Origin of the sequence: Nonomuraea muscovyensis (genome assembly GCF_014207745.1) — a bacterium.
Lineage (GTDB): Bacteria > Actinomycetota > Actinomycetes > Streptosporangiales > Streptosporangiaceae > Nonomuraea > Nonomuraea muscovyensis.
In genome coordinates, this window is record NZ_JACHJB010000002.1 from 1,750,551 (window position 1) to 1,766,157 (window position 15,607).

General features: G+C 73.6%; 14 protein-coding genes. 3 read left to right on the forward strand and 11 right to left on the reverse strand.

What is annotated here, in order from left to right:
* Positions 1-10: 10 nt before the first annotated feature.
* Positions 11-412 carry a PH domain-containing protein gene (locus tag FHU36_RS24865; RefSeq protein ID WP_185086270.1) on the forward strand — a complete coding sequence of 134 codons (402 nt, stop codon included), beginning with the start codon at positions 11-13 and terminating at the stop codon, positions 410-412.
* Here the strand turns inward: FHU36_RS24865 and FHU36_RS24870 are convergent.
* From FHU36_RS24870 to argC, 9 genes are all read right to left on the reverse strand, one after another.
* Entirely contained in the window at positions 352-1,161 is an 810-nt protein-coding gene (locus tag FHU36_RS24870) for a DNA-3-methyladenine glycosylase (RefSeq protein ID WP_185086271.1), read from the reverse strand. The two genes, FHU36_RS24865 and FHU36_RS24870, sit on opposite strands and share 61 nt — an antisense overlap.
* On the reverse strand, positions 1,143-2,540 hold the full coding sequence (gene argH / locus FHU36_RS24875) for an argininosuccinate lyase (RefSeq protein WP_185087601.1): 1,398 nt from the start codon (positions 2,538-2,540) through the stop codon (positions 1,143-1,145). The genes FHU36_RS24870 and argH overlap by 19 nt, the downstream gene beginning before the upstream one ends.
* Before the next feature lie 100 nt (positions 2,541-2,640).
* Positions 2,641-3,840 (reverse strand): argininosuccinate synthase, encoded by a 1,200-nt coding sequence (locus tag FHU36_RS24880; RefSeq protein WP_185086272.1) that lies wholly within the window; start codon positions 3,838-3,840, stop codon positions 2,641-2,643.
* Positions 3,841-3,869: 29 nt separating this feature from the next.
* Positions 3,870-4,376, reverse strand: coding sequence for an arginine repressor (locus FHU36_RS24885; protein WP_185086273.1), 507 nt, complete (start codon positions 4,374-4,376; stop codon positions 3,870-3,872).
* Positions 4,373-5,290 carry an ornithine carbamoyltransferase gene (gene argF, locus FHU36_RS24890; protein WP_185086274.1) on the reverse strand — a complete coding sequence of 306 codons (918 nt, stop codon included), beginning with the start codon at positions 5,288-5,290 and terminating at the stop codon, positions 4,373-4,375. Before argF ends, FHU36_RS24885 begins: the two co-directional genes overlap by 4 nt.
* Entirely contained in the window at positions 5,287-6,465 is a 1,179-nt protein-coding gene (locus FHU36_RS24895; RefSeq protein WP_185086275.1) for an acetylornithine transaminase, read from the reverse strand. Before FHU36_RS24895 ends, argF begins: the two co-directional genes overlap by 4 nt.
* On the reverse strand, positions 6,458-7,336 hold the full coding sequence (gene argB / locus FHU36_RS24900) for an acetylglutamate kinase (protein WP_185086276.1): 879 nt from the start codon (positions 7,334-7,336) through the stop codon (positions 6,458-6,460). The genes FHU36_RS24895 and argB overlap by 8 nt, the downstream gene beginning before the upstream one ends.
* The gene (gene argJ / locus FHU36_RS24905; protein ID WP_185086277.1) at positions 7,333-8,484 is read right to left on the reverse strand and encodes a bifunctional glutamate N-acetyltransferase/amino-acid acetyltransferase ArgJ; all 1,152 of its coding nucleotides are present in this window, start codon (positions 8,482-8,484) and stop codon (positions 7,333-7,335) included. The genes argB and argJ overlap by 4 nt, the downstream gene beginning before the upstream one ends.
* Entirely contained in the window at positions 8,481-9,503 is a 1,023-nt protein-coding gene (argC, locus tag FHU36_RS24910) for an N-acetyl-gamma-glutamyl-phosphate reductase (protein ID WP_185086278.1), read from the reverse strand. Before argC ends, argJ begins: the two co-directional genes overlap by 4 nt.
* 208 nt (positions 9,504-9,711) lie before the next feature.
* Between argC and FHU36_RS24915 the strand changes: the two genes are divergently transcribed.
* Together FHU36_RS24915 and FHU36_RS24920 are read left to right on the forward strand one after the other, a co-directional pair.
* A complete protein-coding gene (locus FHU36_RS24915) occupies positions 9,712-11,373 on the forward strand; it encodes a class I adenylate-forming enzyme family protein (RefSeq protein ID WP_185086279.1) in 1,662 nt (553 codons plus the stop codon).
* A 147-nt stretch (positions 11,374-11,520) separates the two neighbouring features.
* A complete protein-coding gene (locus tag FHU36_RS24920; protein WP_312891791.1) occupies positions 11,521-12,981 on the forward strand; it encodes an MFS transporter in 1,461 nt (486 codons plus the stop codon).
* A 50-nt stretch (positions 12,982-13,031) separates the two neighbouring features.
* Here the strand turns inward: FHU36_RS24920 and FHU36_RS24925 are convergent, their stop codons facing one another.
* Together FHU36_RS24925 and FHU36_RS24930 are read right to left on the reverse strand one after the other, a co-directional pair.
* A complete protein-coding gene (locus FHU36_RS24925) occupies positions 13,032-14,072 on the reverse strand; it encodes an ABC transporter ATP-binding protein (RefSeq protein WP_185086280.1) in 1,041 nt (346 codons plus the stop codon).
* Positions 14,069-15,604 (reverse strand): ABC transporter permease, encoded by a 1,536-nt coding sequence (locus FHU36_RS24930; protein ID WP_185086281.1) that lies wholly within the window; start codon positions 15,602-15,604, stop codon positions 14,069-14,071. The genes FHU36_RS24925 and FHU36_RS24930 overlap by 4 nt, the downstream gene beginning before the upstream one ends.
* Between the last annotated feature and the right edge of the window lie 3 nt (positions 15,605-15,607).

Consider the following 15,607-nt stretch of genomic DNA (forward strand, 5'->3'; position numbering starts at 1 on the left):
CTCGATCCCCATGTGGAGGGTCCGTCGCGAGCTGGCCGTTTTCAAGATTTTAGGGGCTTTGGCATGTGCCGGGCTCGCCGTCCACTGGTTCGCCGGCGGCGACGTGCGCGGCGTGATCCTGGCGGTCCCCGCCGCGGTGCTGGTGGGCGCGATGGGGCTGCGCGACCTGATCGTCCCGGTGCGGCTGGCCGCCGACGAGAGCGGCATCACCGTGGTGCACGGCTACGCGGGCCGGCGGCACGTGCCGTGGGAGCAGATCGAGGACGTCAAGGTGGACGTCCGCCGGCGGTGGGGGCTGCGCAGCGAGATGCTGGAGATCGACACGGGCGACAACCTGCACGTCTTCAGCGCTCACGACCTGGGCGCGTCCCCCACTGAGGTGGCGGCGGCGCTGCGCCGGCGCGGCACATGAGGCCGGTACGGCGAGACGGTCGGGTCGCCGTCGATCCAGAACCTCCACGGCGTCTCCTTGGCCGTCGAGATGCCGGTGCGCGGGCCTGACCTGATCAGTCCGGGTTCGGGCGGGCTGCCCGCCAGCACCACGGCGGCCGGGCCGGGCAGGTGGGCCGCCGGGTCGCGCGGTGCTGTCGCGTCGATCCCGTTGTGCTCGCGGGCCAGCCCGAGCGCGGTCGCCAGCCGGGCGGGGCCGCGGGCGAGGTCCCGGTCGGACACCCGCCGGGCGGCCCGCGGGGGCGGGCCGCCGTCGCCGTCCGGTGCGGCCCCGCCCGCCGGGGCGCCGCCGGAGCGGCGCAGGCGGGCGAGGTCGTGGCCGGCGACGACCTCCCCGGCGCGCAGCAGCACCGCCGACCCGTGGCCCTCGGGCAGGCACACCAGGTTGGCGCAGAAGTGCATGCCGTAGGTGAAGTACACGTACAGGTGTCCAGGCGGCCCGAACATCACCGCGTTGCGCGGGGTCGGGCCGCGGTAGGTGTGGGCGGCCGGGTCCTCGCCCGGCCCGCCGTACGCCTCGACCTCCGTGAGCCGCACCGCGACGCCGCCGACCAGGCCGTCCGCCAAGCCGCAGTCCGCACCGCCGCCTGGACCGCCGCCCGAGCCGCCGTGCACGAGGACGCGCCCGAGCAGGTCGGGCGCCACCTCGTGGGACGGCCGGTCGAAGAACGAGCGCGGCAGCGGCTCGGTGGTCAGGAGCCCGAGGCCCATGCCGCCTGCGCGTCGACCGCCTCGCGCAGCGCGGCGAGCTGGTCGCGCACCCGGTCGGGGGCGGTGCCGCCGTGCGCCTTGCGCGCGGCGAGCGCGCCGGCCACGTTGAGCACGTCGCGGACGTCGGGCGTCAGGTGCTCCGACACCTTGCCGAGCTCCTCGTCGGACAGCTCGCCGAGGTCGCGGTCGTTGACCTGGCACCACACCACGAGGTGGCCGACGGCCTCGTGCGCGTCACGGAACGGCACGCCGCGCCGGACCAGCAGCTCGGCCAGGTCGGTGGCGAGCGCGAACCCGTCGGGGGCCGACGCCTCCAGCCGGGCGGTGTTGACCCGCATGGTCGCGACCAGCCCGGCCATCGCGGGCAGGACGAGCAGCAGCGTGTCGACGGCGTCGAACACCGGCTCCTTGTCCTCCTGCAGGTCGCGGTTGTAGGTCAGCGGCAGGCCCTTCAGCGTCGTCAGCAGCGACATGAGGTTGCCGATGAGCCGCCCGGACTTGCCGCGGGCCAGCTCGGCCACGTCGGGGTTCTTCTTCTGCGGCATGATCGACGAGCCGGTGGAGTAGGCGTCGTCCATCTCGATCCAGCGGAACTCCTGCGAGGCCCACAGCACGATCTCCTCGCCGAGCCGCGACAGGTGCACGCCGATCATGGCCGCGTCGAACAGGAACTCGGCGGCGAAGTCGCGGTCGGAGACGGCGTCCATCGAGTTGGGCGCCGCGCTGTCGAAGCCCAGCTCCGCCGCCACGGCCTGCGGGTCGAGCGGCAGCGACGAGCCGGCCAGCGCGCCGGAGCCGAGCGGCGAGACCGCCGCGCGCTTGTCCCAGTCGGTGAGCCGGTCGATGTCGCGGGCGAAGGCGTGCACGTGCGCGAGCAACTGGTGACCGAACGAGACCGGCTGCGCGTGCTGCAGGTGCGTCATGCCGGGCGCGGCCGTGTCGGCGTGCTGCTCGGCCTGCTCCATCAGCGCCGTCTCCAGCTCCACCAGCCGGGAGACGATCGTGCGCGCGTGGTCGCGCAGGTAGAGGCGCAGGTCGGTGGCGATCTGGTCATTACGGCTGCGCCCGGCGCGCAGCTTGCCGCCGAGCGAGCCGAGCCGCTCCAGCAGGCCGCGTTCCAGCGCCGTGTGCACGTCCTCGTCGGCGACCGTCGGCCGGAACTCGCCCGCCTTGCAGGCCCGCTCCAGGTCGTCGAGCGCGCCGATCATGCGCTCCAGCTCGTCGGCCGTCAGGAGTCCGGCCCGGTGCAGCACGCGGGCGTGCGCACGCGACGCCGCCAGGTCGTACGGCACGAGCCGCCAGTCGAAGTGCACGCTCACCGACAGCCGCGTCAGCGCGTCGGACGGGCCTCCCTCGAAACGTCCGCCCCACAGCCGCATCGGCTTACCCTCACTCACCGTCAGTCTCCTCCTTGTCAAGATCTTGTGGTCGCGCCGGTGCGGGGGCCTCCCCGTGGCTCCTGCGCGACCATAGTGCACCTCACCCGTGCTTCGCGTCCCGGGCAGCAGCGATCTTGGAAGGAAGGCTGAAGAGCTGGACGAAGCCCCTGGCCAGGGACTGGTCGAAGGTGTCGCCGGTGTCGTAGGTGGCCAGCGAGAAATCGTACAGGGACTGCTCGGAGCGCCGGCCGGTGACCACGGCGCGGCCGCCGTGCAGGGTCATCCGGACGTCGCCGCAGACGTGCCTCTGGGCGTCGTCGATGAAGGCGTCGAGCGCGTCCTTCAGCGGCGAGAACCACAGGCCGTCGTAGACGAGCTCGCTCCAGCGCTGGTCGACGCCCCGCTTGAAGCGGGCCAGGTCGCGTTCGACGGTGACGTTCTCCAGCTCCATGTGCGCGGTGATCAGCGCGATCGCGCCGGGCGCCTCGTACACCTCGCGTGACTTGATGCCGACGAGGCGGTCCTCGACCATGTCGATCCGGCCGACGCCCTGCGCGCCGGCGCGCCGGTTGAGCTCCTCGACGACCTGGTACGGCGTCAGCGACCGGCCGTCGAGCTTGACGGGGACGCCCTGCTCGAAGGTGATGACGACCTCGTCGGGGTCACGTGGCGTGGCCGGGTCGGCGGTGTAGGCGTAGACGTCCTCGGTCGGCCCGTTCCAGATGTCCTCCAGGTAGCCGGTCTCGACGGCGCGGCCCCACAGGTTCTGGTCGATGGAGAACGGGTTCTTCTTGCTGGTCTCGATCGGCAGGCCCTTCTCCTCGGCGAACTCGATCGCCTTGTCGCGGGTCCAGGCGAAGTCGCGGGCCGGAGCGACGACGCGCAGGTCGGGCGCGAGCGCGGCCAGGCCGGCCTCGAAGCGGACCTGGTCGTTGCCCTTGCCGGTGCAGCCGTGGGAGACGACGGTGCCGCCGAACCGCTTGGCCGCGGTGACGAGGTGCTTGACGATGAGCGGCCGCGACAGCGACGACAGCAGCGGGTAGCGGTCCATGTAGAGGGCGTTGGCGCGCAGCGCGGGCACGCAGAAGTCGGCGGCGAACTCCTCCTTGGCGTCCACGACGACCGACTCGACGGCGCCGCAGTCCATCGCGCGCTTCTGGATGGCCTCCATGTCCTCGCCGCCCTGGCCGAGGTCCACCGCGACGGCGATGACCTCGGCGTCCATCTTCTCGGCGAGGAACGGGATGGCGACGGAGGTGTCGAGGCCTCCAGAGAACGCGAGGACTACTCTCTCGGACATCGTGCTGGACCTTTCCTTGCAGGCTCGTGTCAGCTGCGCCGGTCGGCGGCCTTCAGCAGGGCGCCGGCGAGCGCCTGGCCGCCCTGCGGGTCGCGGCTGATCACCAGGATCGTGTCGTCGCCGGCGACGGTGCCGAGGATGGACTCCCAGTCGGCGTGGTCGATGGCGGAGGCGAGGAACTGGGCGGCGCCGGGTGGAGTGCGGACGATGACCAGGTTGGCCGAGGCCTCGGCGGAGACGAGCAGCTCCTCGGCGATGCGGTGCAGCCGCGCCGCGGGAGTCTCGCCGGTGCCGAGGCGGGCCAGCGGGATGCGGCCGCCGCCCTCGCCGGGCAGCGCGTACACCAGGGAACCGTCCTCGGCGCGCAGCTTGAGCGCCCCCAGTTCGTCGAGGTCGCGCGACAGGGTCGCCTGGGTGACCTCGACGCCGCTCTCGGCGAGCAGCTTGGCCAGCTCGGGCTGGGAGCGTACGGGCTGGCGCTGCAACAGGTCGGTGATCTTCGCCTGGCGCGCGACCTTGGTCATCGGGATGGTCATGCCTGACCCACCAGCCAGTGCAGCAGCGCCTTCTGGGCGTGCAGCCGGTTCTCCGCCTGGTCCCACACGGCGCTGGCGGGTCCTTCGAGGACGTCGGCGGTGATCTCGTAGCCGCGGTAGGCGGGCAGGCAGTGCAGCACGATCGCCTCGCCCGCCGCGTGGCCGAGCAGCTCGGCGTTGACCTGGTAGGGCATGAGGGCGGCGACCCGCTCCTCCTTGCCGTCCTGGCCCATCGACACCCAGGTGTCGGTGGCGACGACGTGCGCGCCGGCGACGGCGGCGACCGGGTCGGACACCGCCGTGACGGAGCCGCCGGTCTCGGCGGCGATGGCGGCGGCGCGGTCGAGGACGACGGCGTCCGGCTGGTAGCCGGGGGGCGCGCCGATGCGCACGTTCATGCCGGCGGTGGCGCAGCCGAGCAGGTAGGAGTGGGCCATGTTGTTGGCGCCGTCGCCGAGGTAGGCCAGCGTCAGCCCGGCCGTGCGGCCGAGGCGTTCGCGGACGGTCTGCAGGTCGGCGAGGATCTGGCAGGGGTGGAACTCGTCGGTGAGCGCGTTGACCACGGGCACGTGGGAGGCCGAGGCCATCGCCTCGATGCGCTCCTGGCCGGAGGTGCGCCAGACGATCGCGGCGACCTGGCGTTCCAGGACGCGGGCGGTGTCCTCGATGGGCTCGCCGCGGCCCAGCTGGGAGGAGCCGCCGTCGATGACGAGCGGCAGCCCGCCCAGCTCGCCGACGCCGACGGCGAACGACACGCGCGTGCGGGTGGACGGCTTGTCGAACAGCACGGCGACGGTCCGGGGCCCGGCGAGGGGGCGGTAGCCGAAGCGGTCCTTCTTCATCGCCTCGGCCAGGTCGAGCACCTCGGCCTGCTCGGCGGGAGTGAGGTCGTCGTCCTTCAGGAAGTGTCTCACCGGCTCGCCTCCGTCAGGATCGCGGGGAACGCGGACACCAGAGCGTCGATCTCCTCGTCCGTCACCACGAGCGGCGGGGCGAGCCGGACGGCGTCCGGCTGGAGGGCGTTGACCAGGAAGCCCGCGCGGGCGGCGGCCTCCTGGACGCGGCCGGAGACGGGCTCGGTCAGCACGGTGGCCAGCCACAGGCCGCGGCCGCGCACGCCCTTCAGCAGCGGGTGGTCCACCGCCTCCAGGCCGGCGCGCAGCCGCCGCGCGACCCGCTTGACGTGGTCGAGGTCGACGTGGTCGAGGACGGCCAGGGCGGCGGCGCAGGAGATCGGGTTGCCGCCGAAGGTGGAGCCGTGGTCGCCCTTGGCGAACAGGGTGCCGGCCGCGCCGAACCCGATGCAGGCGCCGATGGGCAGGCCGCCGCCGAGACCCTTGGCGAGGGTGAGGATGTCGGGGACGAAGCCGTCGGCCTGGTGGGCGAACCAGTGGCCGGTGCGGCCGATCGCCGACTGGATCTCGTCGGCGACGAGCAGCGCGCCGGTGGCGTCGCAGATCTCGCGGGCGGCGGCCAGGTAGCCGTCGGGCGGCGGGACGACGCCGGCCTCGCCCTGGGTGGGTTCGAGGAAGACCGCGATGCAGTCGCCGGTGACGGCCTCCTTGAGGGCGTCGGCGTCACCGTACGGGACGAACCGGACGTCCACCGGGAACGGGCCGAACTGGTCGCGGATGGACTGCTTGCCGGTCAGTGACAGGGCGCCGATGGTGCGGCCGTGGAAGCCGTTCTCGGCGGCGACGAAGTAGCTGCGGCCCTCGCGCCTGCCGTACTTGAGCGCGAGCTTGTAGGCGGCCTCGTTGGCCTCGGTGCCGGAGTTGGCGAAGAAGACGCGGCCGGGCGTGCCGAGCAGGCCGAGCAGGCGCTCGGCGAGCAGCACCTCGGGCTCGTGCAGGAACAGGTTGCTGGTGTGGGCGAGCGTCGCGACCTGCCGGGAGACCGCCTCGACCAGCGCGGGGTGGGCGTGGCCGAGGGAGCTGACGGCGATGCCGCCGACGAAGTCGAGGTAGGCGTTGCCGTCGACGTCCCACACGCGGGTGCCCTCGCCGCGGGCCAGGGCCACCGGCGGGACGCCGTAGTTGGGCATGAAGGCCCGCTCGAACCTGTCGTACAGGCTCGGGTGGTCACTCATCGGGCATCACCATGGTTCCGATTCCTTCGTCGGTGAAGATCTCCAGAAGCAGCGCGTGGGGCACCCGGCCGTCGAGCACGTGGGCCCGTGGGACGCCGCCGCGCACCGCTGTCAGGCATGCCCCCATCTTGGGGACCATACCGCTGGACAGGGTGGGCATGAGGGCTTCGAGCTCCGTGGCGGCCAGCTCGTCGATCACGTCGGTGTCGTCGGGCCAGTTGGCGTACAGGCCCTCGACGTCGGTGAGGATGACGAGCTTCTGGGCGCCCAGGGCGACGGCCAGCGCGGCGGCCGCGGTGTCGGCATTTACATTGTAGATTTCTCCGTCGGCGCCGCGGGCGATGCTGGAGACGACGGGGATGCGGCCGTCGTCGAGCAGGGCCTGGACGGCGCCGGGCTCGACCTTGACGATCTCGCCGACCTGGCCGATGTCGACGGGCTCGCCGTCGACGAGCGCGTGCTTGCGCTCGGCGGTGAACAGGTGGGCGTCCTCGCCGGACAGGCCCACGGCGAACGGGCCGTGCCGGTTGATCAGGCCGACCACGTCGCGGTTGACCTGGCCGACGAGCACCATCCTGACGACCTGCATGGCCTCGGGCGTGGTGACCCGCAGACCGGCGGTGAAGGTGGACTCGATGCCGAGCCGGTCGAGGTGCTCACTGATCTGGGGCCCGCCGCCGTGCACGACGACCGGGCGCAGGCCGGCGTGGCGCAGGAAGACGACGTCCTCGGCGAAGCCCTCCTGGAGGGCCTGCTCGGTCATCGCGTTGCCGCCGTACTTGATGACGACGGTCGCGCCGTGGAAGCGGGTCAGCCAGGGCAGCGCCTCGATGAGGGTGCCGGCCTTGGCGTGCGCGCCGTTGGCTCTCATGACGAGTACGCCGAGTTCTCGTGGACGTAGGCCGCGGTCAGGTCGGTGGTGTGGACCGTCGCGGTGTGGGGGCCGGCCCCCAGGTCGATGGTGATCGTCACGTCGCGGGGGCGCATGTCGACCTTGTCGCGGTCGTCGCCGACCGCGCCGCCGCGGCAGACCCAGATGCCGTTGATGGCGACGTTGAGCCGGTCGGGCTCGAAGACGGCGTCGGTGGTGCCGGCGGCGGCCAGCACGCGGCCCCAGTTGGGGTCCTCGCCGTGGATGGCGCACTTGAGCAGGTTGGACCGGGACACGGCACGGCCGACCGTGACGGCGTCGTCCTCGCTGGCGGCTCCGACCACCTCGATCGCGATGGCCTTGCTGGCGCCCTCGGCGTCGACGAGGAGCTGCCTGGCCAGGTCGGCGCAGACCTCGGTGACCTTCTGCTCGAACTCGGCCAGGTCGGGCGTGAGACCGGCGGCGCCGCTGGCGAGCAGCAGCACGGTGTCGTTGGTGGACATGCAGCCGTCGGTGTCGAGTCGGTCGAAGGTCGTGGCGGTGGCCCGGCGCAGCACGGTGTCGAGCTGCTCGGCCGTCAGGTCGGCGTCGGTGGTGATCACGCAGAGCATGGTGGCCAGGCCCGGGGCGAGCATGCCGGCGCCCTTGGCCATGCCGCCCACCATGTAGCCGTCGGCCCGCTTGAAGGAGATCTTGGAGACGGTGTCGGTGGTGCGGATGGCGTCGGCGGCGGCCAGCCCGCCGTCGCGCGAGAGCTGGGCGGCGGCCTGCTCGACGCCCGACAGCAGGGCGTCCATCGGCAGCCGCTCGCCGATCAGGCCGGTGGAGCAGACGGCGACCTCACCGGCGGAGTCGTCGATGACCTCGGCGACCTTCTCGGCGGTGGCGTGGGTGTCCTGGAAGCCCTCGGGGCCGGTGCAGGCGTTGGCGCCGCCGGAGTTGAGCACGACGGCACGCAGGCGCCCGCCGCGCAGCACCTGCTGCGACCACAGCACGGGCGCGGCCTTGACGCGGTTGGCGGTGAAGACGCCGGCCGCGGCGCGGCTCGGTCCGTCGTTGACGACGAGGGCCAGGTCGCGGGCGTCGCCGGACTTGATGCCGGCGGCGATGCCCGCGGCCCGGAAGCCGAGGGGGGCGGTCACACTCATGGGGCCACTCCTGTCGTGGGGAGACCGAGCTCTTCCGGCAGGCCGAGAGCGAGGTTGGCGCTCTGGATCGCGCCTCCGGCCGTGCCCTTGGTGAGGTTGTCGATGGCGATGACGGCGACCAGGCGGCCGGCGCGCTCGTCGAGCGTCACCTGCAGCGCGGCGGTGTTGGCGCCGTAGGTCATCGCGGTGGCGGGCCAGGCGCCCTCGGGCAGCAGTCGCACGAAGGGCTCGGTGGCCAGCGCGCTCTCGTACGCCTCGCGCACGGCTGACCTGGTCAGGCCGGGTGTGGCGGGCGCCGAGCAGGTGGCGAGGATGCCGCGGCTCATCGGGGCCAGTGTGGGGGTGAACGACACCCGCACCGGCGTGCCGGCGACGGCCGTGAGCCCCTGCTCCATCTCGGGGGTGTGCCGGTGGACGCCGCCGACGCCGTAGGCGCTGACCGAGCCCATGACCTCGCTGCCGAGGAGGTTGGGCTTGAGCGACCTGCCGGCGCCGCTGGTGCCGCTCGCGGCCACCACGACCACGTCGGGCTCGGCCAGGCCGGCGGCGAAGGCGGGCGCGAGCGCGAGCAGGACCGAGGTCGGGTAGCAGCCGGGGACGGCGATCCGGCGGGCGGACTTGAGCAGCTCGCGCTGGCCGGGCAGCTCGGGCAGGCCGTACGGCCAGGTGCCGGCGTGCTCGCCGCCGTAGAACTCCTGCCAGGCGGCGGGGTCGGCGAGCCGGTGGTCGGCGCCGCAGTCGACGACGAGGGTGTCGCCGCCGAGTGCGGCGGCCACCGCGGCGGAGTGGCCGTGCGGCAGCGCGAGGAAGACGACGTCGTGACCGGCGAGGGCCTCGGGGGTGGTGTCCCCGATGACGCGGCCGGCCAGGGCGGGCAGGTGGGGCTGGTGGGCGCCCAGCGCGCTGCCGGCGCTGGAGGCCGCGGTCAGCGCGCCGATCTCAAGCTCCGGGTGGCCGAGCAGCAGCCTCAGCAGCTCCCCTCCCGCGTAGCCGCTGGCTCCGGCGACCGCCGCCCTCATCACAGAACCCCCTGTGTGTTCGTGCGCGCTGTGTGTTCATACACACTGTATGTTCATGCACGCTTCCTCATGACTTTGCTATGAAGAAGATGATGCACGGCCGGGGATGGATGTGCAAGCCGGGCACGCCCAGGTGTGGTCTGGCGCACATACTTACCGGTCGGTACTGTGAAGGCCGGATCAGCCGTCCACCTGCGGGAGTCTGCGCATGACCCTTACGCATGCCGAGGTAGAGGCCCAGCTCACCGGGCCCGGTCAGCTCTTCGAGCTCGAGGAGATCGGCGACACCGGGATCCGCACCTGGAAGCACGCGCCTGGGCACTTCCGGGCCCTGCTGGAGATGAGCCGGTTCCACGGCGAGAAGGTCTTCCTCGTCTACGAGGACGAGCACATCACGTTCGAGGAGCACTTCCGGCGGGCGGCGACGCTGGCCCGCCGGCTGGTGGAGGACTACGGCGTCGCGAAGGGCGACCGGGTCGTGGTGGCCATGCGCAACTACCCCGAGTGGGTGGTCGCCTTCTCGGCCGCGCTCGCGGCGGGCGCCGTGGCCGTACCGCTGAACGCCTGGTGGACCGAGCAGGAGCTGGCGTACGGCGTCACCGACTCGGGCGCCAAGGTGCTGATCGCGGACGGCGAGCGGGCCGCGAGGCTGGCGTCCACGGGCGTCCCGCTGATCGTGACCAGGGGCGAGCCGCCCGCGGGCGCGCGCTCGCTGGACGAGGTGCTGGGCGAGGTGCGCGCCGACGTGACGCTGCCGGAGGTGGAGCTGGCACCCGAGGACCCGGCGACGATCTTCTACACCTCCGGGACGACCGGCCGCCCCAAGGGCGCGCTGGGCAGCCACCGCAACGTGGGCCAGTCGCCCATGACGGTGGCGTACGGGCTGCTGCGGGCGGTGGCGCTGGCGGGCAGGGACATCGCCGAGGCGGCGGGCGTGCGGCGGGTGACGCTGCTGACCGTGCCGCTGTTCCACGTCACGGGTTGCTTCTCCGCGCTGACCACGACGATGTTCACCGGCGGCGGGCTGGTGCTCATGTACAAGTGGGACCCCGGGCAGGCGCTGCGGCTGATCGAGCGCGAGAAGGTCACCACGATGATCGGCGTGCCGACCAACGCCTGGCAGCTCATGTCGCACCCCGCCTTCGCCGACCACGACCTGTCCTCGCTCACCACGCTCGGCTACGGCGGCGCGCCGGCCCCGCCCCGGCTGCTGGAGCGGATCAACGAGACCCTGCCGAACCGGGCGCCGTCCAACGGTTACGGCATGACGGAGACGACCGCGCTGGCCATCGGCAACGGCGGCCCCGACTACGACGCCCGGCCGGACAGCATCGGGCTGCCGTCGGCGGTGGTGGACGTGCGGGTGGTGGACCCGGAGGGCAAGGAACTGCCGGTGGGCGAGGTCGGCGAGCTGTGCGTGCGCGGGCCGAACGTCATCCTCGGCTACTGGAACCGGCCGGAGGAGACGGCGCAGACGTTCGTGAACGGCTGGCTGCACACCGGCGACCTGGCGAGGATCGACGACGAGGGGTTCGTCTACATCGTCGACCGGGCCAAGGACATGGTGATCAGGGGCGGCGAGAACGTCTACTGCGCCGAGGTCGAGGCCGCGCTGTTCGAGCATCCGGCGGTGGACGACGCCGCGGTGATCGGGGTGCCGCACGACGAGCTCGGCGAGGAGGTGGGTGCGGTCGTGTGCCTGGCGCCGGGCTCCGCGGTGACGGCCGGAGAGCTGCGGGAGTTCCTGTCCGGGCGGATCGCGAAGTTCAAGATCCCGGTGCACGTGTGGTTCCGGGAAGGTGAGCTGCCGCGCAACCCGGGCGGCAAGATCCTCAAGACGCACCTGCGACGGGAGATCCTCGGCACCTGATCCACCCCCTGCACGCCCTCTGCCCCCCCGCCAAGGCCGCCGGCTCGATCCGGCGGCCTTTTCCCGGCCCCGAGTGTGGAATATATCGTTCCGTTCCGATATGCTGTTCGTGAACAGAGCGATCCGTTCCGGATTCTGGAGGAACCCGTGACCGCAGTACTCGAGGCGCCGGCCCCCACCGCCGCGACCCCTGACCGGCGCCGCTGGCTGGGCCTGGCCGCCGTGCTCGCCGCGACGCTGATGAACCTGCTCGACTCCACCGTCGTGAGCGTCGGCGGCCCCGCCATCCAGGCCGACCTCGGCGGCGGCTACGCGAGCCTGCAGTGGATCGCGGCCGGCTACACCCTCGCCCTGGCCGTCGGGCTGCTCGTGGGCGGCCGGCTCGGCGACGTGTACGGGCGCCGGCGCATGCTGCTCATGGGCACGGCCGGCTTCGTCCTCACCTCGCTGGCCTGCGCGCTGTCGGCCACGCCGGATGCGCTCATCGTGGCCCGGGTGCTGCAGGGGCTGGCCGGGGCGGTGATGATCCCGCAGGGGTTCGGGCTCATCCGCGACCTGTTCCCGCCGGCCGAGGTGGGCAAGGCGTTCGGCGCCTTCGGCCCGGTCATCGGGCTGGCCACGATCCTCGGGCCGATCGTGGCAGGACTGCTGGTCGAGGCCGACCTGTTCGGCACGGGCTGGCGGATGATCTTCCTGATCAACCTGCCGCTGGGGGCGTTCGCGCTGGCCGTGGGCGCCAGGGTGCTGCCCGCCGTACCGGCCTCGGCCCCCTCCTCGCGGCTGGACCTGGGCGGCGGCCTGCTGGCCGGGGTGGCGATCCTGCTGCTGGTCCACCCGCTGGTGCAGGGCCGCGAGCTGGGCTGGCCCGCCTGGTCGCTGGTGATGGCCGTCGCGTCGCTGCCGGTGTTCGCCGTCTTCGCGCTGCACCAGGTGCGGCGCGCGCGGCGCGGGGCGGCCACGCTGATCGAGCCAAGCGTGTTCGGCAAGCGCTCCTACACCTCCGGCACCGTGCTCGTCGTCGTGTTCTTCGGCGCGGTCTGCGGCTTCTCGCTGGCGATCGGCATGTTCCTGCAGCTCGGGCTGGGCTACAGCGCGCTGCGGGCCAGCCTGACGATGACGGCCTTCGCGGTGGGGGCGTTCCTCGGCACCGGGTTCTCGGCGGCCAGGACGGCCACCCTCGGGCGGGCCGTCCTGCACCTGGGGCTGGGCATCCTGGCCGCCGGCGTGCTGGCCTTCCACCTCGTCCTCGGCTGGGCGGGTACCGTGGCCGGCACGGTCGGCGCGTGGGACCTGGTGCTCCCGCTGCTGCTGGGCGGGGCCGGCATGGGCATGATCTTCGTGCCGCTGTTCGGCATCATCATGGGCGACGTCGAGGACCACGAGGTCGGCTCGGCGGCCGGCGTCCTGGAGAGCATCCAGCAGCTCGGCGCCTCGCTCGGCATCGCCGTCCTCGGCACGGTGTTCTTCGGCCGGCTCGGCTCCCCCGCCCCCGGCGCGGGCGTGGCGCGGGCGGTGGACGCCGCGCAGGCCGTCTCGCTGATCACGCTGGGACTGGTGGCTGTGGCGTTCGCGCTCGGCTTCCTGCTGCCGAGGAACAGCCGGCACTGAGCTCCCCCCTCGTGTCCCCGGCGGGCCTCGCCCCGCCGGGGACACGGCCGTCACGGGGCGGCGTGCAGGGTCGCCTCGCCGGTGACGGACACGGCGGCCCGCTCCCCCGGCCGGACCCCGGCCGGACCCGCCACCCGGACCGCCACCGGCTCGTCCAGACCGGCCACGGCCACCCGGACCATGGCGTCGTGCCCGTAGAAGCGGACATCCACCACGGTGCCGCACGTGCCGCGGGTGCCCGCCTCGCCCAGCACGAGCTGTTCGGGTCGCAGCACGACGACGCCGCCGGGACCTCTGCGGTCGCCCGCCAGGGGAATGCGGCCGAGGGGCGTGGCCGCCGTGCCGTCCTCGACCGTGGCGGGCAGGAACACCGCCTCGCCGACGAACCCGGCCACCCACAGGTCGGCCGGCCGCCGGTAGACCTCCTCGGGCGTGCCGCACTGGGCGACCCTGCCCTCCCTCAGCACGGCCACCAGGTCGGCGGTAGACAGCGCCTCCTGCTGGTCGTGGGTGACCAGCAGGCCCGTGGCGCCGGTGGCCCGCAGCGCGGCGCGCACGTCGGCGCGCACGCCCGCCCGCAGGGCGCTGTCGAGCGCGTTGAACGGCTCGTCCAGCAGCACCAGGTCGGGTGCCGGCGCCAGCGCCCGGGCGACGGCGACGCGCTGCTGCTGGCCGCCGGACAGCTCGTGCGGCATCCGCTCCCCGTGACCCGGCAGCCCGACCAGCTCCAGCATCTCGCCGGTACGGCGGCGCCGCTCCGCGCGGCCGATACCGGTGAGGCCGAACGCCACGTTGGCCGCGACGCTCAGGTGCGGGAACAGAGCGCCCTCCTGCGGGACGATGCCGACCCGGCGCCGCTCGGGCGGCACGTGCACGCCCGGCCCGCACACGATCCGACCGCCGAGCTCCACGGTGCCGGCATCGGCGCGCAGGAAGCCCGCCACCACGCGCAGCAGCGTGGTCTTGCCGCAGCCCGACGGGCCGAGCACGGCGGCCAGCAGGCCCGCCGGGACGGTGAGGTCCAGGCCGTCGAGCACCCGCGCCTGCGGCTCGTAGCACTTGACCAGCCCGCTGATCCTCAGGTCGGTCATGCGCGCCGCCTTCCGAGCAGGTACGACGGGACGGCCGCGATGAGGATCAGCACGGCCGCGTACGGGGCCGCCGCGGCGTAGGAGGCCGTGGTCGTCTCGGCCCACAGCCGGGTGGCGAGCGTGTCGACGCCGGTGGGCCGCAGCAGCAGCGTGGCGGGCAGTTCCTTCATGCACACCACGAACGTCAGGGCGGCCCCCGCCGCGATGCCGGGGGCGGCGAGCGGCACGGTGACCCGGCGCAGCACCCGCAGCGGGGAGTCGCCGAGCGAGCGGGCCACGTCCTCCAGGACCGGCGGGGACTGCAGGACGGCGGCGCGGGTGGCCGCCACGGCCACCGGCATGAACAGCACCGCGTAGCAGAGCACCAGCAGCGGCGGCTCCTGGTAGATCGGGTAGGCGTAGCGCACCGCGAGGAACACCATGGCCAGCGCCACGGTGATGCCGGGCACCGCGTGCCCCGCGTACGCGGCCTGCTCCAGCAGGTGGACGATCCGGCCGCGGTGTCGGGCGGCGAGGATGCCGACGGGCAGCGCGCAGGCGGTGGTCAGCGCCGCGCCCGCGGCGGCCAGGGCGAGGGTGGCCGCGGCCGTCTCCAGCAGCCGCTCGGGCTCCCAGGCGCCCGACCTGCCGGCGGTCAGCCAGTAGCCGAGCGTGGCCAGCGGGAAGACGACCCCCGCCGCGGCCACCGCCGAGCACCAGCCGAGCGCCGCCCACCGCAGCCGGCCGAGCCGCGCCGGAGGGGCTGGCCGGGCGCTGCCGCCGCCGGTGCGGGCGTGGCCCGCCCGGCCGCGGGTGCGCGCCTCGGCCCACACGAGCAGCACGGTCATCACCACCAGCACGCAGCCGAGCGCGGCCGCCGGGGTCCGGTCGAAGCTCGCCCGGTAGGAGGTGAAGATCGCCCGGGTGAACGTCTCGTACCGCATGATCGAGACGGCGCCGAAGTCGGACAGCACGTAGAGCGCGACGAGCACTCCGCCGCCCGCCGCGGCCGGGCGCAGCTGTGGCAGCGTGACCCGCCAGAACGTGCGCAGCGGGCCGTGGCCGAGCGAGCGGGCCGCCTCCTCCTGCGCCGGGTCGATGCCGCCCAGCGTGGCCGCGACCGGCAGGTAGACGTACGGGTAGCTGACCAGCGTCAGGGCGAGCGCGGCGCCCGCGAAACCGGCCAGGCCCGGCTCGGTGGAGATCCAGGCGAACGCGGCGACGTAGCTGGGCACGGCGAGCGGCAGCGTGGCGAGCACGGACCAGGCCCGCGCGCCCGGCAGCGCGGTCCGCACGGTCAGCCAGGCCAGCGAGACCCCGATCAGCAGGCAGGCGGCGACGACCACGGCGGCCAGGCCCAGGCTGCGGGCGAGCAGTTCGAGGGTGCGGCCGGTGGCGACGATCCGCCAGGCGTGGGCGGGGCCGTGTTCCAGCGCCCGCACGCCGAGGTAGACCAGCGGCAGCAGGGCGAGCACCGCAGCGACGCCCGCCCAGCCGACCAGGAGCGGCGACGGCCTGCGCCCGGCGCCGGGAGAGGATCTGTTGGCGGACACTCC

Coding starts and splice junctions, on each gene's coding strand:
- FHU36_RS24925 (WP_185086280.1), bottom strand. CDS start 14,072: ATGACCGACCTGAGGATCAGCGGGCTGGTCAAGTGCTACGAGCCGCAG.
- argJ (WP_185086277.1), bottom strand. CDS start 8,484: ATGAGTGTGACCGCCCCCCTCGGCTTCCGGGCCGCGGGCATCGCCGCC.
- FHU36_RS24870 (WP_185086271.1), bottom strand. CDS start 1,161: ATGGGCCTCGGGCTCCTGACCACCGAGCCGCTGCCGCGCTCGTTCTTC.
- FHU36_RS24915 (WP_185086279.1), top strand. CDS start 9,712: ATGACCCTTACGCATGCCGAGGTAGAGGCCCAGCTCACCGGGCCCGGT.
- argC (WP_185086278.1), bottom strand. CDS start 9,503: ATGAGGGCGGCGGTCGCCGGAGCCAGCGGCTACGCGGGAGGGGAGCTG.
- FHU36_RS24865 (WP_185086270.1), top strand. CDS start 11: ATGTGGAGGGTCCGTCGCGAGCTGGCCGTTTTCAAGATTTTAGGGGCT.
- FHU36_RS24880 (WP_185086272.1), bottom strand. CDS start 3,840: ATGTCCGAGAGAGTAGTCCTCGCGTTCTCTGGAGGCCTCGACACCTCC.
- FHU36_RS24895 (WP_185086275.1), bottom strand. CDS start 6,465: ATGAGTGACCACCCGAGCCTGTACGACAGGTTCGAGCGGGCCTTCATG.
- argH (WP_185087601.1), bottom strand. CDS start 2,540: ATGCGGCTGTGGGGCGGACGTTTCGAGGGAGGCCCGTCCGACGCGCTG.
- argB (WP_185086276.1), bottom strand. CDS start 7,336: ATGAGAGCCAACGGCGCGCACGCCAAGGCCGGCACCCTCATCGAGGCG.
- FHU36_RS24885 (WP_185086273.1), bottom strand. CDS start 4,376: ATGACCATCCCGATGACCAAGGTCGCGCGCCAGGCGAAGATCACCGAC.